This is a genomic window from Oculatella sp. FACHB-28 (assembly GCF_014696015.1).
Taxonomy (GTDB): Bacteria; Cyanobacteriota; Cyanobacteriia; order Elainellales; family Elainellaceae; genus JAAUTN01.
Window position 1 is genome coordinate 30,805 of sequence record NZ_JACJPJ010000029.1, and the last position, 26,944, is coordinate 57,748.

Genomic DNA, 26,944 nt, shown 5'->3' on the forward strand with positions numbered 1-26,944 from the left:
TCCTTGCTCATTTGTCATCCTAACGAGATGACTATTGTATGGCTTCTTCAGCGTTTCAGGGATAGAGTGTGGGTTCTGTTTTTCAGCAAGGTTCCGGTAAACAGAAGGGCGATCGCCAATAGTCCTAATCCCGCCCCAGGTTCAGGCACATCGGTCGGTGATTCGGCATCAAAAACAACCTCGATATCTTCGTCAACCACGATCAAAACACTCTCTTGATTAAACCGTTGGGTATAGGCGGTAATGATTTCGTCAATTGCCGCTTCACTTTCTACCGTGTCGTCTAACAGCAATCGGACAACTTTTGACCGTTCCTCAATAATGGTGCCGGTGCTGTCTTGAAATTGCCCGTCTGCTTCAAATACCGTCAAGCCAGCCGGAAACCGAGAAGTAATCACTTCATCTAAAAAGGCTTGAAATTGCGCTTCAGATACCTCGCCGCCACCGGGAATGTTACGCCCAAAAAATAAGTCTGTTTGAATCAGTTCAGGAATGGGATCATTGTCAATGGCGTTCTCACCTGCGCCAAAGCCAACCGCGATGTCTTCGTTAACTGCTAACAAAACGCTTTCTTGATTGAATCGTTGAATGTAAGCATTAATAATTTCGTCGATCGCTGCTTCGTTTTCTACCGTATCGTCTAACAGTAATCGGACAACTTTTGACTGTTCTTCGATGATGGTGCCGGTGCTGTCCTGAAACTGTCCCTCTGCCTCAAACACGGTTAAGCCAGCCGGGAAACGAGGGGTAATCACTTCATCTAAAAAAGTCTCGAATTGCGCTTCAGATACCTCACCACCATCCGGTATGTTGCGCCCAAAGAATAAGTCGGCTTGGATAAACTCTGGTACTACATCATTGTCAATCAAGTTTTCACCTGTTCCAAATCCAACTTTCAGTTCATCCTCATTGCTTGTTTGTAGTACGCTTTCCTGATCAAATTGCTTGGTGTAGGCAGTCACGATTTGGTTGATTTCGGCTTCAGTTTCAGCCGTATCTTCAACAAACAGAGTCACAACTTTAGAGGGTTCTTCGATCAGGGTTCCTGTGCTGCTCAAAAATTGTCCTTTTGAGTCAGAAACGGTTAGTCCTTCTGGAAAAAGAGGGGTGATAACAGCATCTACAAAAGCTTGAAATTCTTCTTCGGAAACCTGCTCACCATTCGAAATGTTGCGTCCAAAAAATAGCTCCTTCTGAATCAAGGTAGAAGCTTCTGCTTTGGGAATTACTGCGATCGCAATCGATAATGTGGCTGTGATTGCAGCAGTTCTAAACTTAGATAATCCATTCTTCATAAAGTTCAACTCCGGCTATTAATCAAAAGTGATGAAGTGATGAAACGTAATGGGAAAAGGCGATCGCTTCTCTTCAAAACGAATCCTTTTACTACAGCCACAAGCCTAAGCAATTGATTTATCTCTGTCGGTGGGAGAAAGTCTGAAATAGTCAGAACTGCTTTAAAAAATTTCCTGATTGGGGTGGCGATCGCTGTCAAAAGAAAAGTGGACAGTGGAGTAGCCTACCCATGAGTGATCTTTGCCTGTTGGCTGTCAGCTTGTTGAATCAGGGACAGCTTCCGGGAACCCCTGAACTGCCGCAGCCGCTCGATTTTGAGGAGGCGATTAGCGCTCCGCGCAACTCCGCAGGAACCGCCCCCTCTCCCAACTGCCAGCCCACCCTGACCAAAGGCACGATTGCGGTTACAGAAACACATCAGCCCGAGTTCAGCCGCTCGGCATCAACGCGACCCTTAACGCGAGCCTATTCCCCGCTGCGATTTCTGCCGGAGTCGGCTCCACCCTTACCCCAGTTTCCTTACCCAGTTCCGATAGCGCCAGAGCTGATTCCAGAAACGCCACAGACTCGACCCCTTCGTACTGGACGACGCCCTAGCTCTGGAAGCCAACTTTATCAGCAGCGGTTAGCTGCCTTGAGCGCAGGTAGAACCTACACTCGATTACCAGTAGATAGCTTTTATGAAAGTTGGATTAATGCCACCCGGCAGCCGACTTATGAGCAGTGGACTAGCCTGCTAGGGCAAGAAGCACGGGCGATCGCCTACGGGCAGGGAAGCAATCGGTTGACCGTATTGGTGGGAGATTCTTTGCTGTTGTGGTATCCGCCAGAGCAGCTATCTGGCGATCGCCTCTGGCTCAATCAAGGCATTTCCGGTGACACTACCGCAGGCATTCTCAGGCGACTATCGGCATTTTCTCAAGCTCGACCCGACACCATTCACGTTATGGCAGGCATCAATGACCTGCGACAAGGGGCAACGGATGCGACCGTACTCAATAACCTGCGGCAAATCATGCGGCAGCTTCGGCAAAACCATCCCCACGCCCAGGTAATCGTTCACTCCATTCTGCCGACTCGTCTCGCAGCCCTGCCCACTGAGCGGATTTATCGTCTGAATCAGAACATAGCGGCGACCGCTCACCAGGAAAACGTCAACTATCTGGACTTACAGCCCGAATTCATCGGATCAGATGGCATTTTGCGGCGCGAATTGACCACCGATGGACTGCACCTGAGTCGCAGCGGTTACGCTGTGTTGCAGGCAGCGATTCGGTAAGTGGGGGTTGGGGATTAGGGGTTAGGGATTGCGTAAGAAGGTTGCTGTAGGGGCGAACAGCTGTTCGCCCTTCTGGTTGAGATGGGTCAATTCATATCTTTCTAACTCTTCAAGCTGTACTACAGGTCACTTTTCCCCCTGGCAGATTGCTCAATAATGGCTAGGAATCGGGGAAGTTTTCGGTAGAACGCAAGGACTGGAAGAAACTGTCCTTGGTCGCTCAGTTATTCATCATTGCTCAACCCCTAACCCCTAACCCCCGTTCTGCAATCCTGCTCCCTCTGTGCTGCTAGACTCAACTCGGCTGCTTTTTGATTTGCAACAGGTCAACCAGATTGTGGAGAGCTTTGCCAGTTGTCTGGCTCCTGAGGCGATCGCCCAAAAAGCTACAGCAGGTCTGGTTGAAAAGTTTGGCTGCGCCTTTGCCCGCATCTGGATCGTTGAGCCAGACCGTCAATCGTTGCGAATGATTGCCTCGGCAGGGCTTTATCCTCGCACCGATGGTTCTTTTGCTCGTGTGCCAATGGGAGCATTCAAAATCGGCAAAATTGCTCAAAACTGCATTCCCTTTCTCAGCAATCGGTTGGCAGAAGAAACCTGGGTGAAAGATCGAGAATGGGCGATCGCCAAAGGGATTTGCGGATTTGCTGGATATCCTTTGGTGATTAACGGGCGAGTTATTGGCGTTTTAGCAGCATTTAGCTATCAGCCTATGCCCGCTGAATTTATCGAAGTGCTGCAACTGCTTTGCACGCCCATTGCCGTTGCGCTCGAAAATGCCTTGCTCTATCAGCGGGAAAAGCAAAATTGGCAAAGCCTCAGTCACTCCAGCACACCGCTTAGTCAAAGTCCACTCTCTGAGCAACTGGCAAACTTGCTGCAAGATGCCCGGTTTATCTTAATGGGGACGGAACAGCAGCTTACTCCAGCGATCGCCTATCTACTTCTGCAAGTGGCTGAACGTTTACGCACTTTGGGCTGTGCTTACTGCCGTCTCACCTATGCGGTGGACGAAACTGTGAGTTTGGAGGCAGTCATTCCGCGATCGCCCCACAATTCCGCTTGTCCAGCCCAACCCATTGCCTCAGTATTTGAAGAGTTTGCCTTTGCATTTACTTGCCTGGGTGGAATGCTGCAAATCCGCAAAGGAGAAAGACCAGGAGTGACTGAGTTATTCCTAAAAACTCCAAATCGCTCTCCATCCAGTCAATCAGCCGTTGGAGTGTGTTGTCAATCACCGTTGTTACAGATTGCCCTGACCCAAATGGCCTATCTGGCAGGGCTAACCGTTTGTCCTGATCTGGATGCATCCGTTCCGCTGTTGACTGACCAGCCTGCGCGAGCGACCTCTCACCCTGCCGCTATTTGGATTGCTACGAGTACCCAACCCACTCCGCCAAATGTCAAGGCTAGAGTTGACTTGTCCATTTCACCTGAGCAACTGCAAGCCGCTGTAGAAGCGGTCAGTCAAGGTGAAACCTGGGGCGTTGATGCGGATCACTCAGATAAACAGTTTCTTTCTGGACGAGAACAGGAAATTCTAATGTTGTTGGCGCAGGGTTTGCGCGATCGCGACATTGCCAACAAACTCTACATCAGTGAACGCACCGTCAAATTTCATATCAACAATCTAATTACCAAACTCAATGCTAATACTCGCGTTCAGGCACTCCATGAAGCGATCCGTCAAGGTTGGGTTGCGTCTGCTTGATGGAATTTGTTCGTTCCCAAGCTGGAGTTTAGGAACTAGGAAAAACTAGGACTTGAGGTAGAACAAGAGGTTGAGTTCAGGGCTTACAGCAATTTCCACTTGTATAAATTACGAATCCCTGTAGAGGCGTTTCGCAAAACGCCCCTACGCTACTTATTACCCATCTGAAAGGGGCTGTAAGTCAATATCATTAGGCTTAAGCCCCTTGCTCGACAGGGCAGTGCGTAGCTTTGTGCGTAAGCTCAAGCCGCAAAATTCCACATGACGGGGTTATCGTCCAGATGGTCAGTAACAGTGCGACCGATCGCATCAATTTCTGCCAGGTCACTTTCTGAAAGCTGAATCTCAGCCGCTTTTGCATTTTGCACAGCTTGGTCAGAATTGCGTGCCCCAGCGATCGCATTCACTTGAGGTTGGGCGATCGTCCAGGCGAGAGCCAACTGAGCCATACTGCACTGGTTGCGATCGGCAATGGGACGCAGTTTTGCTAATGCCTGCTGTGCCCGCTGGTAATGCTCCCCCTGAAACAGCTTATTTTTATTGCGAATATCGCCCTCTTCAAACTGGTGATCTGCACCAAACTTACCTGTCAGCAAACCCTGTGCCAGAGGTGAGTAGGCAAGGATAGAAATATTATTCTCCACGCAGTAGGGCATCGCATCTTGCTCAATGCCGCGCCAAAACAGATTGTAAGGGGGCTGAAGACTGTCGATTCTACCGTACTGGGCAGCTTCGGCTAACTGATCGCGAGAGAAGTTTGACACCCCGATCGCCCGAATTTTGCCCTGCTGTTTCAAGTCATTCAGCGCTCGCATTGTTTCCTCAATCGGGACGATTTCGCTGTTAAAGGCTCCTGTGGGCCAGTGAATTTGGTACAGGTCAATGTAGTCTGTCTTCAGTTTTTTTAGCGAGCCTTCACAGGCATCAAACACCTGCTGATATTTCAAATGATTTGCAAAGACTTTGGTCGCAATTACGGCGCGATCGCGCACTTCTGCAAGCGCCTGTCCCACAATTTGCTCAGAGTAGCCCTTGCCATACACCTCTGCAGTGTCAAACGTCGTAATTCCTGCATCAAAAGCTGCTCTCAAAGCTTGAATCACTTCTGCATCTTCAATGCCAACCCAACCGCTCTTGCCTGCCTGCCAGGTACCCACGATGATTGGGGTAATTTCGATTCCTGAGGTACCAAGCAATCTTGCCATGCTGATTTCCTTATTTAACGGCTGACCCCATGCTCAAATATTCTGTCGGCATAGCCCAGATACTCAAGAAATATTTTCGTCACTCGCAACTTTCCCAAACACTAGCCAAGCCGCTCCAAACCTTGCTTGACTCATTCTAAATACTGCTTAACTAGTCTCAAATACTACTCGACTAGTCTTAAACATTGCTCAACCAGTTTCAAACACTACTCGATTAGTTTCAAACACTGCTCGACTAGTCTCAGAATCTGCTCAAGCAGTATTTGAGTTAACTTGAGTAGTGCCAAGTATTACTCAGCTAGTTTTAACTGCTGGCTGAGTAGGGTTTGAACTGGCTCCAGCAACTTCTAGAGACAGGTTGTGCTTGTTCCCGTTCACGCAGTCGGCAGCCCCTGCCAACATTGCCGCCTACGCATGAATTCCCCAGAACAATTTGAGAAAACGACTTGTCTCTTTTAAAGGGAACTTACACATTTGGACTCAACAAAATTAACTTGCTGTTTGAGTACAGTGAGTTTCGTCCCTCCTGTATTGTGTCCGTCAACTCTTTTGTGGTTGAGCAGAATGCAGAATTTTATTGACACACCGAAATCCTGCTGTTTTTAGATAGCAAAGCAGTGAGGTGGGTGCGATCGCGCCCTAACATTACCTATCTGCATTCCGCCAATCAATTCAAATTTCCTAATGATTGTTCCGTGAGTATTTTTCAAGGAGCCGCAAATCAGATAATGGTATCTGGGGAAAAGAACTTGAATCACTTTGATCCCAACTACTTTGCAGGTGGGGTGAAAGCTTGAGTTATTCCCCAGATTAACGCTAGCTGAACTTTTGAAGTCATAGGCTTAAACAGCACAGACCTGTCGCAAAAGTGACCTATTCAACTGAATAGGATTCAGGCGGTTTCTGCGCTCGCAAAGGAGACTGAAACCCTCTTTTCCAAAGGTAAATGCGCAACTCCTGACAAAGAGTTGTGCTGTGGCTGTACCAACTGAACTCTACTCTGCTTCTTTTGAATCAACTCCTTGATCGTGTTGACATATCGGTAATCATCGCTCTTGCTTGAATAGCGTTCTAGCTGATCCAGCGTAATTAAGTTTTGTTCTGCCAAACTCAGGACTTCCCAGGGCAACAAGGCATTCAGCTTCACACTCTCAACAAAATATTCGCAAGTCTCGCCCCGTTCGGTATTCAGTGCCGTTACCTGACTTTGAATCGTCTGTAAATCATGGTAATCAGCGCTTCTAGCGATCGCTCCGCTGGACTTGATGCGGCAAGCCAACCTGTAAAACGTGTCTTCCATGGTTAAAAATTAAGTACTTTACTTGACAAACCCATGACCGTAAGTGGGTAGACACGCCATGCGATCTAAGATAACACTAAGCAACACGATTGCAATACAAGCAAACAGTTTTTTCCAAAAATTTTAGGTTTTCCAAATAGACCTTCAGTTTTGTGATTTTCGGCTTTGAATTAAAGTTTTAAGCCAAAGCTTATTTGCATCAGAACGCCCTTGAAATGCGGTTTTCAAGATTTTGTTAGCTAAAGATGTGAAGTCGATATCTGGAAGAGATCTAATTTCCAATTAAGTAATGAAAATGAATAATTCCATCTCTTCTTTAGTAGACGAACGGTCGTCTACATCGGTCAAAAGGCGTAAGTCCCTAAATTATTTAGTAGACGAACGGTCGTCTACATCGGCCAAAACGCTTAAATTCTTGAACTTTTGCTAAGCTCCCAGAACGGCTAGAGGAAGCTCTCCCTTAAACCCCTTCTACGAATTTTTGATGAAGCCGAACTGAGGCGATCGCATCTCTTCACCAATTTGATTAAGATATGCAACGGAAATCTTTAGGGGTGCGAACGGAATCGATCTGCCTGCTGCAACCGTTTTCTACTGCGGCTGCTTGACTGACATCTACCCACTTCGATCCGGCTACCACTATGAATAAGAAAAAGGGTGCGATCGCCAATCAGCATCGCCTGACTCGTGCTGAAAATCCAGTTGCTCAGCCTCAGAACCGTACTCGGCGTTCAATTTCCAGCTTTTTAAGCTTTGGTGCGTTAACCCTAATTTTGGTCTATGCGGCTCAAAAGTGGTTTGCTAAAGCAGAAGTTACTCATTTTTGGACTCATCTCATCAGTTGGCCATTATTTAATTGGCTCACTCGCCCTTCCTGGGTTATTGCGCCACTGGTACTGACCATTGTTTTTCCACTATTGATCGACCTTCCTCGATACCCTGCTCAGGTTACGAAGCAAGTCGCAGCTATCCTGTGGGGACATCCGTTAAATTGGCAAGTTTGGCTCAGTCGAATTGCTGCGATCGCGCTTCTAGCCTATCTATTTCTCATTTCACCAACGCTGTCTTCTTTAACTACAGCCAGTTTGACTTGGTTTGTTCCATCTGACTCTGGTGCATTGGCTGATGCGATCGTTGTCTTAGGTCGGGGTGAAACCGCCAATGGGCAGCGCTATGAAGCCGCCGCACAGCTTTGGCAAGACCAGCGAGCCTCACAAATCTTCGTCACTTCGCAAGAGAATTTTATCCACACGGCAGAACTGTTGCAGCAAAGGCAAATCCCTACACAGATTCTCAGCGGCACTAACTGTGTTATGACAACTTATGATGAAGCCGTTTTAACCGCAGCAATTTTAGGTCCACAAGGGGTTGAACACATCATCTTAGTGACCGACCCGCCTCACATGTTGCGATCGCTCCTTACCTTTAGAGGCATGGGCTTCAGCGTCACACCTCACACTACACCACTTCCTGCTGCGATGAGTTCGGTGGAACGTTCCCTGCTGGCATTGCGAGAATATCCAGGACTATTGAGCTATGCACTTCTGGGCCGCTTTAACCAACAGTCCAGTAATTTGAAACAACCTCCTGCAAAAACATTGCAAGATATAGAACGGCGAAAATGCCAGCTCCCCAAGATAGAGTAGAGGAACTATGGTTCCCTTTGAGACAAATTTACTGGATGCAGCTTTAGCTCGTCGTCGAGAAGACAACGAGGCACAGCGACTTGCAACAATAGAACAGGCAATCCACTGGTTAGAAACGGAGGGAGAGCAATATGGAATCAACGAGGCTTATCTGTTTGGTTCAGTAACTCGTCCCTATCGGTTCACCGATAACTCTGATGTAGATGTTGCAGTAGAGCAGTTCAACCCAGAAGATTTCTTTGTTGCAATGGCTGCACTGTCTGAAACATTGGAGCGCGACATAGATTTGGTAAACTTATCCAAATGCCATTTTGCCCATCGTATTCGTCAGCAGGGAATGGTATGGAGGCGAGAAACTTAGCAGTTTTCACGGCAGATATTACAGCTCAACAGCAAGCTATTGAGCGAGTATTTGCAATGTTAGAGCAGCGGGCGGAGGGGCTTAAGCCTGATTACCCTGAGCGCTTAGAGAGCGTTGCCTATCAGCTTCACAACTTCTATGGCGCGATCGAAGAGTTACTCAAGATCGTTGCAACTTATTTTGAAAACAACGTTTCAGACACAGCGCGATGGCATAGCCTGCTGTTACTGCGAATGACACAAGCGGTGGAGGGAGTTCGCCCTGCGGCTATCTCAACGGAGAGCTACGCCTTGCTGAATGCTTTGAGAGCGTTTCGACATTTTTTTCGTCATGCCTATGGCGTTCCAATTGATTTTGCTCAGCTTCAGAGCAATTTAACTAAGGCACAGCAGCTTAAACCGCTGCTTGACAGAGATTTGAAGTGTTTTTTGCAAGATCTTAGAGGCTTAAGCAATTGAAAGTTTCACTATTTACATCAAAAAAATGGAAGAGCTTAGCTCTTCCATTTTTTTTAACTTACAGCAATTTCCACTTGTATAAACCACAAACCTCTGTAGGGCGGTTCGCGAACCGCCCCTACGCTAGGGCTTACCCATCTGAAAATGGCTGTAAGTGACCCTAAAAACGTCTATACAGTTATACGGCTGCAAAGAAGTTTTTGGACTTAACGGGGTCGGGATTCATGGTTGCATCACCAGGCTTCCAACCAGCGGGGCAAACTTCATCGGGGTGAGATTGTACGTACTGAATCGCCTGCAGAGTCCGTAGCGTCTCATCAACACTCCGTCCAAACGAGAGGTTGTTGATGGTGGAGTGCTGAATTACACCATCTTTGTCGATGATGAACAGTCCACGTAGCGCGACTCCTGCTTCGGGCTCCAACACGTTGTAAGCGATGCTGATCTCTTTCTTGATATCAGAAACCAGAGGATAGTTGAGGTCGCCTACACCACCTGATTTGCGGTCGGTTTGAATCCAGGCAAGGTGAGAAAACTCACTGTCAACAGAAACACCCAATACCTCGGTGCCAATCTGCTTAAACTCATCAAAGCGATCGCTAAAAGCAGTGATTTCAGTGGGGCAAACAAAGGTAAAGTCGAGTGGGTAGAAAAACAATACGACATACTTGCCGCGATAGTCAGACAGCTTAATGGTCTTGAATTCTTGATCGACCACAGCGGTTGCAGTGAAGTCGGGTGCAGATTGACCGACCCGGAGGCATCCTTCTGTCTGATAAGTCATGAATTTACTCTCCTTAAGATGAACATGCGTCTACGTTCGTTTGTATCTTGTTCGTTTGTATAAGAAGCTAGTCAGACAGTCGCCCACTGGGCAACGACCGCTTTATTTACGAACTGTTACGACTATATCATAGTCATAACGATTTTGAGTAACAACGCCATCCTAGCAACCTCGAAAGGAAACGGTAAGACTTCACTGAAAACTATCAATTTTTTTGCTGTGCAAATTTATAGTGAATCCTGTAGCGGTAGCAACCTGTAGAACAGGGAGTCGGTTTAAACTGCCAGTATCAAGATAGTTTAAGTCTGGGAAGCCTTTGGACTTCGTTGATCTTTGAAGCTGTTGGATCTGAGGATGCTTTGAGGCTAGAATCTTCGGTTTCACACTTTAAGCATCTCTTGCCAGGCGATCTCAACCTTGCTGGTTTCGGGTGTTGGTCTATTAGTGATGTGGGCATGGGTGAATTAGATACGAGAGAATGGCTGCTGACAAATGGGCTGGGCAGCTTTGCCAGCGGGACAGTTTGCGATGCCCACACGCGCACTTATCATGGCTGGCTGGTTGCGGCACTCGACCCACCTGGGCAACGGACCCTGTTGCTGTCTCGGATTGACGCAACCCTTGAGCTACCGGGACGACGCTTTGACCTGGGCACCAATTTTTGGATGAGTGGGGCGATCGCCCCCTCAGGCTATCAACTGCTGCAATCTTTTCAGCTTGAGCCAGTGCCAACTTGGGTGTGGGGTCAAGCTGACTGGCAGCTTTCGCGTCAAATCATTCTGCCCCATGGGTTGCTGCCGCCTGAGCAGAATCTGGACCCCCCCTCGTTTCGCAATCAGGTGTTGATTCGCTATCGCTATCAGGGAGAAGAACCTGCGATAGTCAAGCTGCGTCCCCTGGTAGGCGATCGCAACTTTCACCACCAGCAACAAGAAGACCCCAACCTAAATTTCTCTCAACTGATTGAGCCACATCGCGTATTAATTCAGGCTTTGCGCCCTGACTGGGTAGGAACACCGTGGCAGCTTTGCTGGTCACACGGAACCTACCAGCCCAACGGCGTGTGGTACTGGAGCTACCGCTACACCGAGGAAACGAAACGGGGCTTGGGCGATTGTGAAGACCTCTACAGTCCTGGCTATTTGACGGTCGAGCTTCAACCTGAAGAGACGCTAACGCTGGCTGCCAGCGTTTGTTTACCTGACACGATTCAGTCTGCTGTCCAGCTAGATTCTCAGACCTTTGAGCGAACGATTCAGGCAAAATACTATCGGCTCGATCACCATTTCAAAGAACTTTATCAAGATGCGATCACCACTTCTAAAGAGAAAGCTGCGCTCTGGCGGCAGCTTCTCCATGCGGGCGATCAATTCATTGCTTATCGTGCTTCGATTTCAGGTCCGACCGTGATTGCGGGCTACCACTGGTTTAACGACTGGGGACGCGATACGCTGATTGCGCTGCCCGGTTTGGCACTGGCAACGCGACGATTTTCTTTAGCACGAGGGCTACTCGAAACATTTGGGCATTATTGTGCAGACGGTCTAATTCCCAATGCGTTTCCCGATGCGGGGGCAAGACCTTTCTATAACAGCATTGACGCAGCCCTGTGGTGGATTGAAACGCTGGGCCTGTATCTAGAAGCTACTCAAGACTGGGATTTTCTGGCAAAGCAATATCCTATCGTGCGGCGCATCTACAAAGCTTTTGTAGCAGGCACTATACACAACATTCAGGTGGATGCGTTTGACAGTCTAGTGTCGTGGGAGGCTCCCGGTGTGGCGCTAACCTGGATGGATGCAGTAATAGATGGGCAGCCTGTTACACCTCGACAGGGCAAAGCTATCGAAATTAACGCGCTGTGGTATTCAGCCCTGTGCTGGGCCCACCAGTGGGCAGAACGTCTGCGCCAGGTATCAACCGCAGACTCGGTGAGCCTCACTAACCAGGCGAAGCGCTATGCTCAGCAGGCGGAGCAAGTCAAAGCCTCACTACAAAAGTTTTGGAATCCACATCAGGGCTATCTGTATGACGTGATCGAACCGACGGATCGCCCCGATCCTCAAATTCGTCCAAATGCGGTTATTGCGCTCTCGCTCTATCACTGCGGCTTTCCAGAACATCAGGGGCGGCGGGTGTTGCAGGTGGCTCGCGATCGCCTGCTCACTCCCTATGGTTTACGCTCACTTTCACCAACAGACAGAGACTATATTGGCAGGTATGAAGGCAATCTCTGGCAGCGCGATTGCGCCTACCATCGCGGCACCGTTTGGAGTTGGCTGATTGGACCTTTCGTCCGGTCATGGCGCAGATTTTATGAGGCTGAACCGCTTCCCTTTAGCTGGGAGCCCCTGTTGGACCATTTCCAGCAGCAGGCTTGCCTTGGCTCGATTTCAGAAATCTTTGATGGTGATTCGCCGCACCAACCTCAAGGAGCGATCGCACAAGCTTGGTCAGTTGCTGAGCTAATTCGCCATTGGGATGAAATTCAACGTTAGAAGGTAGAGCTTTTTGTCAAACCCGCCTAACTGTCCTATATCTCTTGCTATCATTGCTATGAACTTGGGGCTGTGGCTCAGATGGATAGAGCAAGCGCCTCCTAAGCGCTAGGTCGCGCGTTCGAATCGCGCCAGTCCCGTCCAGGTTTTACAAGGTTTTCAGCCTTTGCGAGCATGAGTTAAGGGAATTCTGGGGTGTTCTGAAACCCTTAGAATTCCGTAGAACTCCTGGCAAATTTGAGTACAAAAACGGGTACAACAGGTAGATACTTCTTGTATTCAAGTTTTGAATGAAGCAGTAGAACAGTGAAGTAGTGGAATAAGGAAATAAAAAGCGTCCCTATTGTCCCTATTAATATAGAACTCCTTATTTAATAAGGCCTTTGAGTAGATAAAGTCTATCCCTAAACCTGTCCCTACTTTGTCCCTATGTCCCTAAATTGCATCAACTTCAACATCTTCAGCAACGCTCATGGCTAAAAGTGAGTACAACCTAAATGCCGTCAATCAGCGGCTTAAAGCTGCGAAAACAAAGGTTTCTATTAAGCAACGAGGCGGAAGCCTTTCAATGGTGGCAACACTGCCTCCTAAATCAGGGAGCGATCGCCCAAATCCATACCGCCAGGTAATTGCATTGCACTTGCCCGCCAGCGAAAATGGCTTCAAGCGAGCAGAGCAAGAGGCAAGGTTGCTGGGCGCGAGGCTGGCAGCAAGGGAATTCGATTGGAGCCTCTACCAGGACGATAGCTCCGATAGGGACTTGGCAGCCAAGCTGGTTGAGCGCTTCAAGCAGCACTATATGAGTACGCACACGCCAACCGAAGCCACCTGGGAAAACCAATGGCAGAAAATCTATAAACGGCTCCCGCAGGATAAACCTTTAGATGCGGCTACACTTGTCAACCTGGTTCGCCAAACAAAGCGAAACAGCCGCAATAGAAAACAAACCTGCCAAAAGTTTCAGAAGTTAGCAGACTTTGCAGGGTTGAAGGTTGATTTACTTCAGTTTCAAGGTGATTACGGAGGCAGCAAAGTTGAGGATCGAGACATCCCAATAGATGAAGCCATTGTCCAGTTCAGAGCAAACGTTACAAACCCTGCATGGCGCTGGGTCTACGGCATGATGGCTGCTTATGGTTTGCGAGATCATGAAGTGTTTTTTTGCGAGTTCACTTCTGATGGTCTACGTGTAACACAGGGTAAGACTGGTCCTAGATTGGTGTTTACAGCGCTGTACCCAGAATGGGTAGAACAATGGGAACTGACGGAAGTAGAACTTCCGCCAGTGAGACTTGATAGAGGGTATGAGTACTTGAGCGGGCTGACTTCAAAAGCTTTCAAGCGCTATGGTATTCCCTTTGTGCCTTATGATTTGCGTCATGCTTTTGCTGTCAGAGCTAGCGTCAAGTTTGGCTATCCAATATCGACAGCTGCGGCCTTGATGGGACATTCCCCTGAAACTCACCTTCGTACCTATCAGCGACATATCAACCAGCAGCAACACTTGGAGACTAGTAAGCGGATTCTGGGTAGCAGCGATCGCCCTAAACCCCCCGACGCTTAGATGGATCGCTACTTAGGCGTTTTTCACAACTGGGAACATGAAACTGGTATATCGCCTTTTGGCTCCCAGGATTACGGCGATCGCGTACTTCTTTGCCCAGCCTGAACAACCCGGAGTCAATACTTGCGTACAAACTTTTAGGGCTGGGATATCCCAGCCGTTTGCAAGCTTCGTTAGTATCAACCCAATCAGAGACAGAGTTATCACCTGCTAGGCGAGACACAAAAGAAGCAAGCAGTTCACGAAATTTGCTTTCAACTTTTGCGTCTATTAAAGCTTCAAATTCGTCATTCATCATGCGTTAACAAATACCTCATCTCCACAACAAGTAGATGCATCCCGATCATCAATAGATAGGTTGAGCTAGCAGAGCACTTCTTTCGTCAATCTCACGTCTGCCAGCGGAATCTCTCTTGTCACCGACCACCCTTCAGCTTTGGCTTCTATCGTCTTTACACCAAACCCTGTCGATACATCACTAATTACCTTCAGTCGTTTCTGCCCACACACTTGGACAAGAGATGGATCTTTGCCGCAGTATCTAACTGTTGACCCCTTAACAACAGCGATCGATGATGGCGGACTGGCTACAGCCACATCACCCCCTGAATCCTCAAACTCTTCGTTTACTTCGTACTCCGCGATGACGGTTGGAGCTAGCTCTGAAGGGGGCTTTTCAAAAGCCTGAACCTTCTCAACCTCCTCATCAGCTAATGAGTTGCTGTCATCCTTCAGTAGCGAGGCAATCCACTTCTTCGATCGCCATTTCTTTCCGTTGGGGCTAAGCTCTCCATGTCCCAGTTCAACCGCACGTTGAAACCATTTTTGTATGTCAACAGCTTTTGCAGGCTTGCCATTTTTATAGCGTTTGAAGAAGCTGAGACTATCCTTGGTGGTTTGCGCGTCTATCCATCCTTCAGAACTTTCGGGACGCTTATCAGATAGCTGCACCAGCTTGGTAACGATAGCTTCTTCGTCGCCATTAGCCGCTCCACCATCGACGTGCAAGAGCCGAGCTTGTCCAATGTAATACTTGGCGAGCTTGATAGCTCCTCGCATTGTTTCAGCAGAAACTTCTGATGCAGGCTGTTGCTCACCTGCGGCAGCAGCATTGGTTAAATGCAACAGCAAAGCAATCACTCCAGTATCCCGCCGCATCTTTGAGAAGACTGATCTTAAGGCAGGTTTAGACTCTGCTTCGCCTAGATCAGCAAGCTGGTCGTGCCAAGGGGTGTAAAGCTTACGAGCATCCTCGCTCAAAATATACTTCTGCGGCTCGTACTCCGCGATTCTGGAGTATAGCCAAGTCATTAGTTCGTCAATGTTGTAGCTCCCGTCCGATTTGGGATAGCGGTTCAGTGTCCCTGGCATCCAACAAAACAGAAACCGCGCCCAGCACCCATTCTCATCAGCGTAGTCGCCCATAACGCGCCGAAGCACACCTGGCTGAATGCCGCCCGTGATGCTGTAGGCTTTCTGCGGTGCTGAATAACGAACACCAGAGCTGCCCATACCAACTCGGTTGACTTTTACTGGTCCACCATCACGTCCAGACAACAGATCTTCCATATCTGAGCCGCGACCGTTGCTGTATTGCCCCATCGACCGGAACAGCGCAACTAGCTCATCGAAATACCCCAGAAACCCTTGCTCTGGTTGATTGCACTGAATTCTGGCAATTGCTTCGCGGGTAGCATCCACTGTGTAGTATTCTCTGGGTTTAGGTGGCTCAGGCTCTTCCTCTTCTTCGGGTTCTTCCTCCTCTTTCCCTTTTTTTGAGTGTTTTTTACTTTGCTGCTTTAGTGCTGCGCGATATCCTTTTTCCTCCGCTTCATACTGCTCATCAGCCCGTCGCTGAAGGTTAAACAAACCCTGCAACAACATCTTTTGCGTCGGAGATTTCATGCCTCCGCTCTCGCAAATCAAGCAAGTGTAAATGATGGGTAAAGCTTGAAGGCTAGTAGGATGAATCAGTTCAAGGCTTGTTCCTACTTTTGCTAGGGAGGCAATGATAGGAAGTAGACTTGTCAGTACAGCAGCGTGAGAAGTCTCCAGCAAATCAGTAACTTTTGTCAGAGGTTCTGCCAATTCTGAACGCAAAAACTCACCAAGCGTTGGTTGGTAATCGCCTAGCTTCAGAAGGTTGTTAATTTCAACTGACTTCTCATCGGCTGATTCCTCTGCCTCAAGCTCTTCAAGCCTTGCCTCGTATGCTTTTCTGACAGTTAACCCATCTCTCCCTGACTCTTTAGCCAGATCATCTAAGTCTAGTTCGATCTCTGACGTTTTTAGTGATTGTGACCGTTTCGCCAGTTCGGTGATTCTGCTATCAAGCTCAGTTTTAGATAGCATTAACCGCTGCTTGGTCGGATGGTCGATGACTTTCCCAGCAGTAGGTTTTCCTTTCCTGGTTTCAGGCTTAGATTGCTGCCGCTCATCAAAGGGATTCACCCAACCGTCACGCTTTGCCATTGCACCCAAACTCCCAATGGCAATTCCGCTACGCTTGAACGATTTCCATTTCTTCTCGCATTCACCAGGCTTGTATTTGCTGCTCTGCTGACTCCACCTATCCCACTCAGTCAGCAGCGAATCAGAAACGCTGTGCAATGCCATGCCGACCGCTAACCAATCCTCGTAATCGTCTGCTCTGCTGGAGTGGAGCGCATCTAGATAAGACAGCGCCCAATCCTCGTCACTCCAACGCTCAAACGTGGGAGATTGCTGAGACGCAGAAGAATCAGGAGCATCTTTCAGCATTTGCTCAACCATCCACAATGGTGCTTCAGCGATCGTACATTCCCAAGGAGCTTGCCCAGACAACCAACGGTAAGCACCAGTCATCGGATGAGCGCCAGCTACAACAGATTGGCAACCGTTCCACCGAAACTCAATTTGCTCAGGCTTGCCGTCGCTATCCTTTGCACCAGTTTTCAACTTCTTGGTTGCGATCGCTCCCCAGTACTGCTCAGGCACACAGTAGATAAGCTGGTATCGTCCTGGTCTACCACTGGTTACACCAACGGTCTTTGGCAATTCGCCGGATAGTTTCTCTATCAGTGCGTCGCAACTGATTCCATCATGATCGAAGAACAACAGTCCGCCTGATGGTTCACCGCACAGAACTCCAATTGCCTTACAGCGCCCTGCTTTGATTTCTGCTGCAACAGCACGCTTACCTAATGGTGTGTTCTGCCAATTCTCTTGGTAAGGAGCTTTCTTACCGTCAACTGGCGTTAACGCCCAGTCGTTAGGCAATTTCTTCAAGTACTCAAGCAATGACAAAGGATTTAGACTAGGAGATGCTTGTACCATTACTGCACCTCCCCTTTGACGATTGCCTGAATCTGAACGAATTTGTCGCGCCTCAGCCATTTGACGAAGCGACGGCAATGACTGCAATCGAGCCGCCCAGCATGAGGCCCACTTCCAGGCAAAACCACTAGATCATGACTGCCGCAATACCGACATTCTCCAAGATCAACGCTGTCAGGCAGTTGAAAAATATCAGATTTGACAGAACGGGTCAGGTTGCTATCATTGAGTATAGATAGCTGACATTCGCTCCTATTTGCTGATAGGATTGGTTCAGTTTTCAACATTTAACCTCCGCCAGAGGGCATCTGGCACTAGTAGTGAATGGTTGGCTCTCTTGCTTTGCCGGCGTGGGGAGCCAATTGTTTTTTGGGCGTTATGCAACTAGTCCTGTTGCTTTGTGGACTGGAATTTTTTGTCTCTGTAACTGAGCGAAATCGTGAGCATAGGCTATTTCGAGTGCCTGAATGATCAGGCTGTTACGTTCTTCCCCTTTAGCGGCACATAGCGCTTCAAGATTTTCAAACAGTTCGTTTGGCAATCGAATTCCCGATGATCTTGACGACTTAGATCGTTTCCAAGCTTTCGCCTTTTGCATCATTGGATCTCCCGATACGGGCTTGAGGGTTGTACGCAACCCGACTATGCCCAAGTTTTCAAGAAAGTTACGCCTTTTTCATAAATTGATCGAGGCAAGTTAATAATAACCCGAAATCTCACGGTTGACAAATTGACACTCTGCATGTAGTAGAATACGATATAGTTTTTCAGGAGCTAGGCACTAGATGTAGCATCTTCGGAATCGATGCCGCCAAGCTCCTCGGCGGCTTTTGTATCTTTGGGCACTAACATTGATAGCACTAGCCCTGTAACTTGCCGAACTGCTTCAGCGTCAAGCTTGTCGAGTTCGTCCAATATTTCCTCTTCGGTCAATTCATCATTCGCCATTAGCTCTTCGGCTTTGCGAACTTGATCTTCAAAGCTGCTCATTTCTAACCTTGTGGAATCAGCCGCTCTAACAGACTAAGCAGCCGATCGATCTGTTCATCTCTCTTCTCAGACTGGCGTTTCAAATCCTGGAAGCCGAGCGTTACAAGGTTTCCCAGCTTTGTTATGCCTTCAGTCATTCTGCCTACCTGGTCTGTCAAAATTTCGACTGATTCAGATAGCCGATCCAAGCGTTCGGTAAGCCTGCGGTCGAGGGCCTCAATGCTGATGTCTGCTGGTTGCTGGTTAGTCATGGCGACCGCCCCTATTCAATAATTCCTTCGGATTTTGCCTTAGCAATCGCTTCCTTAATCAAGACCAGCACAAGATTGCTGATAGGACGATCGCTTGCCTTAGCTAGCTTTTCCAAATCATTTTTGATTTCTTCGTCAATGTAAACCGTCACTCGCGGCTTGTCACTGGGCATTCCGACATCAACATTTTCAAACACAGTCATAGTTTACCCCTTGTCAGCGTTGAACTTGTTCAGTGCAGTTGCGGTACATGTACCGTAGTGCTACCATGCTAGCATGACAGCCACAAATAGCCGCGATAGTCCATTTAGCGCCACTAGTGGCATCAACTTGAGATGACCTTGAGGGGCGACAAATAACTTCAGAACTTTTGCCTAGCAAGGATTTGACTGCATTTTCGATAGCGCTGAGTGTGCAGCCATAGAAAGCCACTCAACGCCACAAGTGACCACATAACGCCAGAGGAGCGTTTACCAATGACATCGACTTTGACCAAATCAAAAATTCCTGCCTTAACCTCTGCTAATCCGTTGCTTACTCCAGCAGCGGTAGACATTGGCAACCACGAAACTAAGCTGGCGATCGCCTCTGATGTAGCGGTAATCGAATCCGCTTATGCCGAAGTGATCAACGACTCGGAAGTGGGAGATATTGAAGATCTGAACCCTGGCAGCACCTTTGTCCGATACCTAAACGGCACCCGCGATGACCTAATCGGTAAGAAATGGTTAGCTGGGGGTGATGCCCGCGTGATGTTCCCCGAAACCTATCAGCGAGTAGTCGATTACCAGAACAACCAGGGCAAGGTACGGCTAGGGCTGCAACTGCTGCTGGCATCTATCGAGCCACCCAAAGTAGGCAACCGTTTAGAAATTGTCTTAACTGCCTCACTTCCTGATGTAGCGCTGCTCTCAGAAGCTTTCAAAGATGCCTTACTAGGGATTCATCACATTGAACGTAATGGCATCACCTTCACCGTCCTGATCACTGCCATCGAAGTCTATGAGGAAGGAACTGGGGCGTTCCTTTGGGGTCTGGCTCAAGGACTTTTTCCTCAAGGTTCTCAGGTTGCCACTGTGGACATCGGCGGCGGCACAGTCATCATTCAAGGCTTCACCGCCAAGGGTAAGCCCATTCCCAAAACTCGTGATGTGACTGAGCGGGGCGTGAATGATTTGGCGCTGGCGATTGCCCGTGATGACCGATTCAGAGCGTATTTAGGCAAACACGCAGATCCAAGCCTGGTTCTGGATGGCATTCGTGATGGGTCATTTAAGTACGGCGGTAAAGGTTTCAATTTCTCAAGCATCTATAGCGACCATCACCGCGTTTGGGTGCAGACGACCGTTGCTCCTGCGCTGCGGAAGCTTCAGGGCATTCAAGACCAGATTGCAGCCGTACTGCTGATTGGTGGTGGCTCGTTCTTAGTTCAAAGCATTGCTAAAGGCAGTATCCACCATTGCAGCACGGCTCAAACTGTTCACGTCCAAGGTTTGCTGATGCTAGCCCGTCGCCTTGCTATAGGAGGGTTGACCAATGGCTAAAGGACAGCGAGTTGTTGTACCTGCATCTCTTGTTCCGGCTGTCGAGGAAATTCAGAGCCGTGAGCTGCTGGATTCTTTTGGAGAAGCAGTTTCATGGGTGATCAGAGATTGGGTGAAATGTCGAATTGAGTGCCCTAGCCATTCATCTCAACCCAAAACTGAAGCTGCATCTTCCAAGGGTGTAGATCTTGATTCTGTTCTAAACGATTTAGTTTAGCCAGCCCGTCCCCGTCCAAAGTTTCGGGCTGGCATCACTCCCACTCACTTTCATTCATAGGAGATTTCTCAATCATGCCCAACAATGAGCTACTTGGGTATCAAGGCGCAACAGGTGACTTCTTTGATGACCTTCAAGAGCGTTATGGCGCAACACTTCAAGGCATCCACATTGACGAGAAGTTAATGATGCTTGCCAACATTTTCTACTCCCACATGATTGGCGGTACAGCAGAAGATGCTCTGAGCATTTTGGATGATGGCAACGACACTCCAGAACATATTGTCAGCATTCTGAACGGACTTGAGGAGTTTGACCCTGATTGCCAGTTTGCCTTCTGTGCAGCTGTTCTGGCACAAGTTCAAGAGTCCTACCGATTGCATAAGCAATTCACCAAACAGTTAACCAACGCAGGGGTAGAGGATTTATTAGCTGAGGAGGTTGCCGGAGTCATCGCGGCTGGCGGTGAACGCACAGACGAGCAAATTGCGCTTGTGAGCCAAGCCTGGGGGCAGGTAGTTGAATCAAATCCCCAATTGGCTAACCGAATCGAATTAATCATGACTGCCGAATAGCACTCGCCACCTAAGCCCCTAGCCACTGTTGGGGGCAGCTTTCACCTATCTGGAGATAACCCTAATGGACTTCAAAGATTACCAAGCTCAAAGCAAATCACATTGGATAAAGCGCAACCCCATTTCGTCAGCAGCGATCGCTCTCATGGTTTTGGCTGGTGCTGCTAACTACTCCACCATTAGCCAAAACATGCAGGCAACCGGACGAGTGCGCGAGAAGGCGATGGAGCACAGTGAGTTCAATCAGCAGCTTCAGGCAACTTCACTGTTTGTTGAGCAGCAAGCAGAGATTGCAGAACAGCGCTACAGCGAAGGCTGCGTCCTGGTCGTGGCATCTAACGACCCCACTAAGTTCACCTCATTAACTGAAGGTCAGCCTGTCCTGGACTCAGTGCGAAATGTTCCGCTACCTGCTGGCACCGTCGTTTGTGATGTCTTCGGAAACACGGCCCGCATCGTCTCACTGGACGGACAACCAGTCGCAAGCGAGTTCGCATACACAGGCAACAAACAGCTTGTGGATGATGCGATCGCCGCTTCCAATGCAGCAGACGCAGAAATCAATCAACCCAACATCGAATAGGAGATACGACTATGGCATTTGGACGTAAAGCAAAGAATACCAACAACGCCCCTGGCAACTATCAGACCGCACCCAGGCGCAGCAGATCCAACCCTTTCGGCAGCTCTGAGAACGTCTGGTTCCTACGCTTGATCTACTGGCTGGCGGCTTCTGTCGGGGTCGTGTTCGCAGCGTTCAACGTTCTTCCTTACGAGCGAGCGGTACGATACCTGTTTGGTACTGCGATCGCTGATTCAGGCATTCTCGAAGTCGTCAGCCGATTGCCCGTACTCAACGCCATAGCAGGGATGAGTCTTATTACTGCCTTCTGGATCATTGGCATCGTCTTCTGGGGGCTGCTCCAAATGATGGAGCTATTTGAGAAGTTCTTGAAGCGTAATCGCGCCTTTGTTGGAGCCACGATCGACGATGCGGAGACTCACTCAAAATACGCGATTCGTGAAACCGACGATCCACTGCTGGCAGGGCTGAAGCGCCTTTACAATCGGCTTCCCCTACGAACGCTGAGGGATGCACGGAGAGCGAAGCTAGTTGCCTACAGCGTTGACTTGCTTATCTGCATCTGGGTCTATCCACCTACTGACGGAGGTTTTGGCAGGTTGATGATTGTCCTTTTGACAGGGCAATGGAGCCTGATCGACTGGGGCAACGTTATCGCGCTTCTAGCAACGTTGTTCATCGTTGAAATTGTGGTTGACATTCTGTTCTGGATCAGCGACCTAATCCGCTTCGTGAAGGTCGGAGTACAACAGCCTCAGTAATCTTTTGGGCATTGCAGGAACTCCCTGCAACGCCCTCTACACATAGTTTTGGGCTTACCAAATGACAAACTTTAACCGTTCTGCAATTCAACGCACGGCTCACGATTGGCTAGCGATCGCTGACGAGGCAAACGACAAATCGGGCAACCCTACCTTGACTGCAACCGCTGGCGTGATCGGCGGTCTAGCCTTTGCCAGCCTCACTGCCTCGCCCCTGGTCGCTGCCGTCCCGATTTGTTGGGGCATGTGGCAGGCATGGCAAATCAATGAGCGCAAAGCCAAAAATGATGAAGCGATCGCCGCTGGGTGCGTTGCTTCAATCCTCTCGAATGAAGCGTTTCACCAGTTTCGAGCGCAGGCAGGAGACGAGGCAGTTTACGATCAACTTGACTGGGCTGAAAGCGAAGGCTTACCCCTTAGCCGTGACGCTCAAGACTTCCTTGTCTGGTATCGCCAATTCAAGCAACCACAGCCGCAACTGCCTGCTGCCGAGACTACTGAAGCTGCTGGCGAGTTGCCCGCTGCTGTGGGATCTAACACTCGCTTGAATGCCGTCGAAACAACTGCAACACCTGTAGACGAGACAACAGAGGCGCTAGAGCAAATCTTTGAACTGCCAGATGAATCAGTGGAGCCGCAGACACAGACAAGTGCAATCGCCACAGTTCGCCCTGCTGCCGCCGTCACGAGCGACCTGGTAGAAATGATGTCTCGTCAACTGAAATCGACCATCATCGCGGCTCCACCTCGCACAGGCAAGGGCGTTCTGGTAGCCAATGCAGGTAGACGGCTGCTGAAGTATCGCCCCGATGTAGAAATCTGGTTGGTCGATCCAAAAAATGAACCCAGCGAGGCTCACTACTGGTCCTTTGTTGATCTGGACAAGCGGCTACACTTCGACCTGCGAGATTTCAGCATAGATGTGGCCCGCGTCGAAGGTTTGCTAGAGGAATTCCAGCAGCGGTTCAATGCTTCTACGGCTGCAACCAAGCTGCTGATCGTGGATGAGTTTGTGTCTCTCAACAAAATGCTAGACAGCAAAGTGATGGGGCTACTCAAGTCCCGCCTGGTCGCAATCAGTTCATCTGGCGAGACTGGCACGGATGGAAAGGGGCGATTCACTTGGATTGTGACCCAATCGCCCAATGCAACCGACATTGGCTTTGGAACTAAGTCTTTGCGCTCCAGCTTCAGCAGTGTGCTGCTATTCAGTAGTCAGACCGCCTCCATTGTTGATAGCGCTGTCGGTACTGGCTTCTGCCCCAAACTGGAGACAGCAGCAAGACACAAACTGCTTGCCCCTACAGGCAGGGCGTTCTACTACAGCAGGGGCGATCGCTGGGCTGCATTGCCAAAGTATGAAACTGAATTTCCAGCAGGTGAAACGTCGAGACTGAGCCATCCTTTTAGCTATCAACAGGACGATGAATACCAGAAGGAACAGTTCAACTTCAATGCTGAAGCAATCGATTTAGAGGCACTAGCAAGCTTGTTTGAAGAGGTGATTGACGAGCCTGAATCAGAATCAAATGATTTACCTGGTGAAGCAATCGCCATCCACGAATATGCACTTAAGCAGTCTGACGAGTGGGTGAAAGTTCGGGACATTCAACGGGCAAGTTTAGCAGCGCTAAAAGGGTGTAGCGTGGAGCAGATCAGGGAATTAATTCTACTACTTGAAAAGCATCATAAAGGTGATGCAGACGACGACAGCCCGACAGCTTACAAGCCATTCAGATAGCCCCTAAAACGGCTCTATCCGACACCCGACAGCATTTACCCGACACCCGACAGTTTACCCGACAGATTGCTGAAACCCTTGACTGGTACACCCGACAGACTACCCGACAATCTTTTGCCGCTGTCGGGTAGCTACCCGACACCCGACAGCACCCGACAGTCTATCCGACAACTTTTGAGCAGCACCCGACAGTGCTGAAAAGGCAAAACCCCTTGCTACAAAAGCAGGGGGTTTCTATTGGAAAACGTCTTAATTCCCTTGGATTCGCTTTACAGGTAACAACAACTCTGACTCAATTTGTTGTCGCACATCCCTTTCCACATAGCTGCTGTTAAGACAAGTGATCAGTAACTGATGAGCTTTGTAGTACTGCTCCAATTGTTCTCTCTGTTTGTCGTTGAACTGCCAATCCTGCCCAATATCACGATCCTCAATCATTACTTTTCTTAGTTGCTCAGTCCAATTCTGTCCTTTAGTTTGTCGCCATTGGTTGAGTTGCTTCCAGCTTCTATTTGAGGCTTTTGGTAGCTGTTTCTGAAGCTCTCTCAGTTTGCGCTGCAATTTTTGGTTGCTGGTGAGAGCGAGAGCGAGGGTGAGGGTAAGGGCAAGATGACGAGGATAGTTGTAGGCGAGGTCGCGATCGATGGGGAGATCGGGTTCGTCGTCCCGATCGGAGATATCAGTGTGAGCGAGGACACTGTTGTGGGCAAGGAGGCGATCGAGAGTGCGATCGAGGGTATGGTCGAGGTCGAGGTCGAGAGCAAGAGAGCGGGGAGAATTCAAGATATGGTTGAGGTCGAAGTCGAGAGTGCGGTTGAGTCTGAAGGTATGGTCGAAATCGAGAGTGCGGTTGAGTCTGAAGGTATGGTCGAGGTCGCGGGCAAGGTCACGATCGAGGTTGCGGGTGAGAGCACACTCGCGGTTAAAGTCGACTCTTATGGTAGGGGAGAGGTTGCTGTCATGGTTACTTATAAGCTCCATGTTGGACAAACAGATGAGTCTCTCGATACGGGCTATAGCATGGTCAAAGTAGAAAGCTCGAATTGCAGCAGGTTTATAAGGTGCCTCCACGGAACGGGCTTTTTGCTCTATCCAGATGAGAAATTCCTGTAATTTCTCATCCTCAGCTAACGTCTGATCAATCTGTTGCTTCATCATAGTTAGCAGGTGAGCCGCATTATCCATTCGCTCTGCCACCAGAAGGAAGACTTCTCGCCAGCGATTTTCATTGATATGTCCGACTAACTTCTGGAGTGCAGATTGCTGGACAGCGGGATCAGAAGCATCCAGGATATTCTTTGCGGTGAAGTATTCATGGAAGGTTAGGTGTGAAAAGGAGTAGATACCCGTAGCTCGTTCCGTCAATAGTCCGTGTTGCGACTCAACTGATTTCAGCACCGCATAGCTATCTACTAACAACGTTTCTGGGTCAGTTCTAGCATCAGGCAGATTCTGAATGTACTGCCCAATGAGTTGTTTTGCTAGGTGTTCTCGAAAAAAATAATCTCCACGTTCAAAGGTGTAGCGTGCCAATTGTCCCAACATGCTTTCCTTGCGTTTGATGGGCAGGCGTCGATAGACCTCCTCCCGCTTAATCCGTCGCTGTCCATCCCACTTACTCAGCAGCACATGCAGCGCTCGCTCATACAGTTCTGCTCGTCCTTGGGGAAACTCAGCGGATTGTTCAAACTCCAAACACAGCAGCGTCAATAGCAATGGATTTGCTGCTAGTTCTTTAATCGGTTCGCAAGCTTTTAATGCTTCCCAGAAGAGCTTGGCAACCTCCGAATTTCCTTCCTTGTCCAGGTTGTCTGGCTCCCTAGACTTGAACCATTTATCTGCAAAATCTAGAATCTGCTCATCACTGAAATCGGCCATCTCCACATCCGTAAACTGCTGAAACACGTATTCTCGCGCCGCAATTCGGCAAGTGATAACAATGTAGGAGGCTTCATAACGCTCAGTAAATTCCCGAATGTCACGTAGTATCCGATCATGATCTTTCTCCGGCACCTCATCTAACCCATCGAGAAGCACTAGCGCCCGACCTTGATAGAGGAGGCGATCGACTTCATCCATTGGTAACTTGGGTGCAAAATAATGAGCAATAAAATTCAGCAAAGCTGGCTGGTTGATGGTTTCAGCAAACTCCTTCAATGTGACGAACATAGGAACCTGTCCTGCCAGAAAGGTTCCCTGATTGCACAAGATAGCTAGCCGCTTGAGAAAAGTAGTTTTACCCGCCCCTGGTCGTCCCAGAATCATCAATTGCTTCTGTTGCTGCACGGCTTCCAGTCCATCAACCCGCTGCTCACGCACCTGTCCCAACAAGAAGCGGTCAAAATTCTCCGGAGTGCATCCCTGCATCAACTCATTTAGTTCTCGTCGGGTTCTACCGGTAATTTTTTCCAAAATATTGACATCGGTATAAATTACGCCCATGTCAATCCGCTGCTGCATGTCCAGCACCTTCATCCAGCCACAGCGTTTGTCTATGTCCGTTCTTCCCTGCTCCCGTGCTTGTTGCACCAGTAGGTCTAATTCGCTGGAGGTGAGAGTTGTTTCAGAAAGCTGCGGAGGCTTATCTGCATTACTTCTCTCCAGTCCCCCAATCTCCTCCCAATTCAATCCAAGTTGCTCACACAGTTTCTGAAAATTGGAGACTGAGAGTGCTTTTCCCCCGAAAAACTTCTGCGCTAAGCTGCGTGACACACCTGCGAAATCAGCGATTTCCTGGGCAGTTCTCCCACTGATGCGTCGTTTTTCCTCAATCTGCTTTAGTCCTTCTAGGGTTGCTGCAACCGATCGCTTTGCCCGTTCTGTCATATATCCATTACCAGGAAATCTGAGCCGATTGTAACCACG

The 26,944-nt window shown here is 48.9% G+C and carries 26 protein-coding genes and 1 tRNA gene; 15 read left to right on the forward strand and 12 right to left on the reverse strand.

Going from position 1 to position 26,944, the window contains the following annotated elements:
* Positions 1–47 precede the first annotated feature (47 nt).
* Positions 48–1,295: a DUF3574 domain-containing protein gene (locus tag H6F88_RS01825; RefSeq protein WP_190641041.1), complete on the reverse strand. Its 1,248-nt coding sequence runs from the start codon at positions 1,293–1,295 to the stop codon at positions 48–50.
* 230 nt (positions 1,296–1,525) lie between these two features.
* Between H6F88_RS01825 and H6F88_RS01830 the strand changes: the two genes are divergently transcribed.
* Both H6F88_RS01830 and H6F88_RS01835 read left to right on the forward strand, forming a co-directional pair.
* Positions 1,526–2,575, forward strand: coding sequence for a GDSL-type esterase/lipase family protein (locus H6F88_RS01830; RefSeq protein WP_190641042.1), 1,050 nt, complete (start codon positions 1,526–1,528; stop codon positions 2,573–2,575).
* Positions 2,576–2,858: 283 nt separating this feature from the next.
* On the forward strand, positions 2,859–4,286 hold the full coding sequence (locus H6F88_RS01835) for a LuxR C-terminal-related transcriptional regulator (protein WP_347277652.1): 1,428 nt from the start codon (positions 2,859–2,861) through the stop codon (positions 4,284–4,286).
* 242 nt (positions 4,287–4,528) lie between these two features.
* Here the strand turns inward: H6F88_RS01835 and H6F88_RS01840 are convergent, their stop codons facing one another.
* Complete coding sequence (locus tag H6F88_RS01840) at positions 4,529–5,491, reverse strand: aldo/keto reductase (protein WP_190641043.1); 963 nt, start codon at positions 5,489–5,491, stop codon at positions 4,529–4,531.
* Between the two features lie 446 nt (positions 5,492–5,937).
* Between H6F88_RS01840 and H6F88_RS33825 the strand changes: the two genes are divergently transcribed.
* Complete coding sequence (locus H6F88_RS33825; protein WP_277882134.1) at positions 5,938–6,072, forward strand: hypothetical protein; 135 nt, start codon at positions 5,938–5,940, stop codon at positions 6,070–6,072.
* A 311-nt stretch (positions 6,073–6,383) separates the two neighbouring features.
* On the opposite strand, the gene H6F88_RS01845 is transcribed toward H6F88_RS33825, so the two are convergent.
* Entirely contained in the window at positions 6,384–6,791 is a 408-nt protein-coding gene (locus H6F88_RS01845) for a hypothetical protein (protein WP_190641044.1), read from the reverse strand.
* A gap of 641 nt (positions 6,792–7,432) precedes the next feature.
* Between H6F88_RS01845 and H6F88_RS01850 the strand changes: the two genes are divergently transcribed.
* The 3 genes from H6F88_RS01850 to H6F88_RS01860 are packed head-to-tail and all read left to right on the forward strand — an operon-like array spanning position 7,433 to position 9,256.
* On the forward strand, positions 7,433–8,437 hold the full coding sequence (locus H6F88_RS01850; RefSeq protein ID WP_190641045.1) for a YdcF family protein: 1,005 nt from the start codon (positions 7,433–7,435) through the stop codon (positions 8,435–8,437).
* Between the two features lie 7 nt (positions 8,438–8,444).
* Positions 8,445–8,798, forward strand: a complete 354-nt coding sequence (locus H6F88_RS01855; protein WP_190641046.1) for a nucleotidyltransferase domain-containing protein — start codon at positions 8,445–8,447, stop codon at positions 8,796–8,798.
* The gene (locus tag H6F88_RS01860) at positions 8,780–9,256 is read left to right on the forward strand and encodes a hypothetical protein (RefSeq protein WP_190641047.1); all 477 of its coding nucleotides are present in this window, start codon (positions 8,780–8,782) and stop codon (positions 9,254–9,256) included. The genes H6F88_RS01855 and H6F88_RS01860 overlap by 19 nt, the downstream gene beginning before the upstream one ends.
* Positions 9,257–9,434: 178 nt before the next feature.
* On the opposite strand, the gene H6F88_RS01865 is transcribed toward H6F88_RS01860, so the two are convergent.
* The gene (locus H6F88_RS01865; protein ID WP_190641048.1) at positions 9,435–10,040 is read right to left on the reverse strand and encodes a peroxiredoxin; all 606 of its coding nucleotides are present in this window, start codon (positions 10,038–10,040) and stop codon (positions 9,435–9,437) included.
* A gap of 455 nt (positions 10,041–10,495) precedes the next feature.
* On the opposite strand from H6F88_RS01865, the gene H6F88_RS01870 reads away from it, so the two are divergent.
* From H6F88_RS01870 to H6F88_RS01880, 3 genes are all read left to right on the forward strand, one after another.
* Complete coding sequence (locus H6F88_RS01870) at positions 10,496–12,538, forward strand: amylo-alpha-1,6-glucosidase (RefSeq protein WP_190641049.1); 2,043 nt, start codon at positions 10,496–10,498, stop codon at positions 12,536–12,538.
* A gap of 66 nt (positions 12,539–12,604) precedes the next feature.
* A tRNA-Arg gene (locus tag H6F88_RS01875) sits at positions 12,605–12,678 on the forward strand.
* A gap of 332 nt (positions 12,679–13,010) precedes the next feature.
* Positions 13,011–14,102, forward strand: a complete 1,092-nt coding sequence (locus tag H6F88_RS01880) for a hypothetical protein (RefSeq protein WP_190641050.1) — start codon at positions 13,011–13,013, stop codon at positions 14,100–14,102.
* Here H6F88_RS01880 and H6F88_RS01885 read toward each other — a convergent pair.
* The 7 genes from H6F88_RS01885 to H6F88_RS01915 all read right to left on the reverse strand — a co-directional run bounded on the left by H6F88_RS01885 (position 14,083) and on the right by H6F88_RS01915 (position 18,861).
* The gene (locus H6F88_RS01885; RefSeq protein ID WP_190641051.1) at positions 14,083–14,400 is read right to left on the reverse strand and encodes a hypothetical protein; all 318 of its coding nucleotides are present in this window, start codon (positions 14,398–14,400) and stop codon (positions 14,083–14,085) included. The genes H6F88_RS01880 and H6F88_RS01885 overlap by 20 nt on opposite strands.
* A gap of 65 nt (positions 14,401–14,465) precedes the next feature.
* Positions 14,466–17,417 (reverse strand): DUF3987 domain-containing protein, encoded by a 2,952-nt coding sequence (locus H6F88_RS01890; protein ID WP_190641052.1) that lies wholly within the window; start codon positions 17,415–17,417, stop codon positions 14,466–14,468.
* Positions 17,417–17,704 (reverse strand): hypothetical protein, encoded by a 288-nt coding sequence (locus H6F88_RS01895; RefSeq protein WP_190641053.1) that lies wholly within the window; start codon positions 17,702–17,704, stop codon positions 17,417–17,419. Before H6F88_RS01895 ends, H6F88_RS01890 begins: the two co-directional genes overlap by 1 nt.
* A gap of 89 nt (positions 17,705–17,793) precedes the next feature.
* The gene (locus H6F88_RS01900; RefSeq protein ID WP_190641054.1) at positions 17,794–17,958 is read right to left on the reverse strand and encodes a hypothetical protein; all 165 of its coding nucleotides are present in this window, start codon (positions 17,956–17,958) and stop codon (positions 17,794–17,796) included.
* A gap of 233 nt (positions 17,959–18,191) precedes the next feature.
* A complete protein-coding gene (locus H6F88_RS01905) occupies positions 18,192–18,407 on the reverse strand; it encodes a hypothetical protein (protein ID WP_190641055.1) in 216 nt (71 codons plus the stop codon).
* 2 nt (positions 18,408–18,409) lie between these two features.
* Complete coding sequence (locus H6F88_RS01910) at positions 18,410–18,658, reverse strand: hypothetical protein (protein ID WP_190641056.1); 249 nt, start codon at positions 18,656–18,658, stop codon at positions 18,410–18,412.
* A gap of 11 nt (positions 18,659–18,669) precedes the next feature.
* Positions 18,670–18,861, reverse strand: a complete 192-nt coding sequence (locus tag H6F88_RS01915; protein WP_190641057.1) for a ribbon-helix-helix protein, CopG family — start codon at positions 18,859–18,861, stop codon at positions 18,670–18,672.
* A 273-nt stretch (positions 18,862–19,134) separates the two neighbouring features.
* Here H6F88_RS01915 and H6F88_RS01920 point away from each other — a divergent pair, with 273 nt between their 5' ends.
* From H6F88_RS01920 to H6F88_RS01945, 6 genes are all read left to right on the forward strand, one after another.
* Complete coding sequence (locus tag H6F88_RS01920; RefSeq protein ID WP_190641058.1) at positions 19,135–20,202, forward strand: hypothetical protein; 1,068 nt, start codon at positions 19,135–19,137, stop codon at positions 20,200–20,202.
* The gene (locus H6F88_RS01925) at positions 20,195–20,419 is read left to right on the forward strand and encodes a hypothetical protein (protein WP_190641059.1); all 225 of its coding nucleotides are present in this window, start codon (positions 20,195–20,197) and stop codon (positions 20,417–20,419) included. The genes H6F88_RS01920 and H6F88_RS01925 overlap by 8 nt, the downstream gene beginning before the upstream one ends.
* 74 nt (positions 20,420–20,493) lie before the next feature.
* Positions 20,494–20,994 (forward strand): hypothetical protein, encoded by a 501-nt coding sequence (locus H6F88_RS01930; RefSeq protein ID WP_190641060.1) that lies wholly within the window; start codon positions 20,494–20,496, stop codon positions 20,992–20,994.
* Positions 20,995–21,058: 64 nt separating this feature from the next.
* Positions 21,059–21,577 carry a hypothetical protein gene (locus H6F88_RS01935; RefSeq protein ID WP_190641061.1) on the forward strand — a complete coding sequence of 173 codons (519 nt, stop codon included), beginning with the start codon at positions 21,059–21,061 and terminating at the stop codon, positions 21,575–21,577.
* Between the two features lie 11 nt (positions 21,578–21,588).
* Complete coding sequence (locus H6F88_RS01940) at positions 21,589–22,338, forward strand: hypothetical protein (RefSeq protein WP_190641062.1); 750 nt, start codon at positions 21,589–21,591, stop codon at positions 22,336–22,338.
* A gap of 61 nt (positions 22,339–22,399) precedes the next feature.
* On the forward strand, positions 22,400–24,079 hold the full coding sequence (locus H6F88_RS01945) for a hypothetical protein (RefSeq protein WP_190641063.1): 1,680 nt from the start codon (positions 22,400–22,402) through the stop codon (positions 24,077–24,079).
* Between the two features lie 249 nt (positions 24,080–24,328).
* On the opposite strand, the gene H6F88_RS01950 is transcribed toward H6F88_RS01945, so the two are convergent.
* The gene (locus H6F88_RS01950) at positions 24,329–26,905 is read right to left on the reverse strand and encodes an NACHT domain-containing NTPase (protein ID WP_190641064.1); all 2,577 of its coding nucleotides are present in this window, start codon (positions 26,903–26,905) and stop codon (positions 24,329–24,331) included.
* Between the last annotated feature and the right edge of the window lie 39 nt (positions 26,906–26,944).